Genomic DNA, 1,406 nt, shown 5'->3' with positions numbered 1-1,406 from the left:
ATGCAGTAGTAGTCCACCAGGTTGATCGCGCTCCATGGCGTGAAGAACGCGAGCAAGAACAGGATGAAAGACTTGAACGCACCGAGGAACGAGTGCTGACCGAGCAATGCCATCAGGGTCGCCGCACCGACGATCACCAGCACAAAGACCAGACGCTGCAAGCGCGTGACTTTCAGATCACCACGGAAACCGCTGATGATGGTCGCAATGCACATGAAGCTGCCGTAGGAGTTCAGCGTAGAGATGGTGACTTTGCCGAACGCGATGCTGAAGTACAGCAGCGCAGCGGTGGCACCGGTACCGCCCAGACCCACAATGTAGGCCACTTCGTGGCCGGCGAATTGGCCGTTGGCCGATGCGGCAGCAAACACGCCGAGGACCATCGCCACCTGCGCACCAATGACCGAACCTGCGCCTGCGGCAAAAAAAGTCTTCACCGAGGAAATCTTGCTCGGCAGGTAGCGAGAGTAGTCAGCCACGTAAGGACCGAAGGCGATCTGCCAGGACGCCGCGAGCGATACCGCGAGCAAGAAACTGCTCCAGCTGAAGTGGCGGATTTGCAACAGTGCGCCAACATCAACCTGGCTCATCAGACGGCTGAACAGATAAACAAAGGCAATCACGCCAATGACACTGGCAACACGGCCGATCCAATGAATCACCCGATAACCGAGCACCGTCACCAGCACAATGACACTGGCGAAAATCAGGATGCCGACACTGTCGCTGACGCCAAACAACTGGCCCAGCGCCTGACCGGAAAGCACGGTGCCCGTTGCGGTGAAGCCGAGGTACATCAAGCAGACCAGCACGATCGGGATGGCCGCGCCATACACGCCGAACTGCACACGGCTGGAAATCATCTGCGGCAGGCCCAGCTTGGGCCCTTGCGCCGCATGCAACGCCATGACGCCACCGCCGAGCAGTTGACCGATCAACAGACCGATCAACGACCAGAACACGTCACCGCCCAGCACTACGGCCAGGGCCCCGGTGACAATCGCGGTGATTTGCAGGTTGGCACCCATCCAGAGGGTGAACTGGCTAAATAGACGACCGTGTCTTTCCGCTTCCGGGATGTAGTCGATCGAGCGCTTCTCGATCAACGGTTTACTGCTTGCACGATCGTTGACAGCCATGGTTCAACCTCTGTGGATTGTTATTGTCGGTTTACGCAATCGCTGTAGCAGCTGCCGCAGGCTGCGTCGGGTTGCGAAGCGACCCCGGCATTCCAATGTGGAACGAAGGTCCTTCGGCCCTTAACGCAGCCTTCGTCAGCTGCTACATGGGTTGTTTATTTGCCGGTGATCATCGGCAGGTTCAGCCCTTGTTCTTTGGCACAGTCGATGGCGATCTGGTAACCCGCATCGGCGTGACGCATGACGCCTGTCGCCGGGTCGTTGTGC

At 58.5% G+C, this 1,406-nt stretch carries 2 protein-coding genes; both read right to left on the bottom strand.

Going from position 1 to position 1,406, the window contains the following annotated elements; translation table 11 throughout:
* Window positions 1-1,139, bottom strand: a 1,139-nt coding sequence (locus tag AC1DRJ_RS27710; protein WP_477804955.1) for a purine-cytosine permease family protein, incomplete at its 3' end; no start/stop codon positions are given.
* A gap of 155 nt (window positions 1,140-1,294) precedes the next feature.
* Window positions 1,295-1,406, bottom strand: a 112-nt coding sequence (locus tag AC1DRJ_RS27705; RefSeq protein WP_477804956.1) for a hypothetical protein, incomplete at its 5' end; no start/stop codon positions are given.

This window comes from Pseudomonas sp. P5_B2 (assembly GCF_056400445.1).
This window is presented reverse-complemented; position numbering and strand designations above follow the sequence as displayed.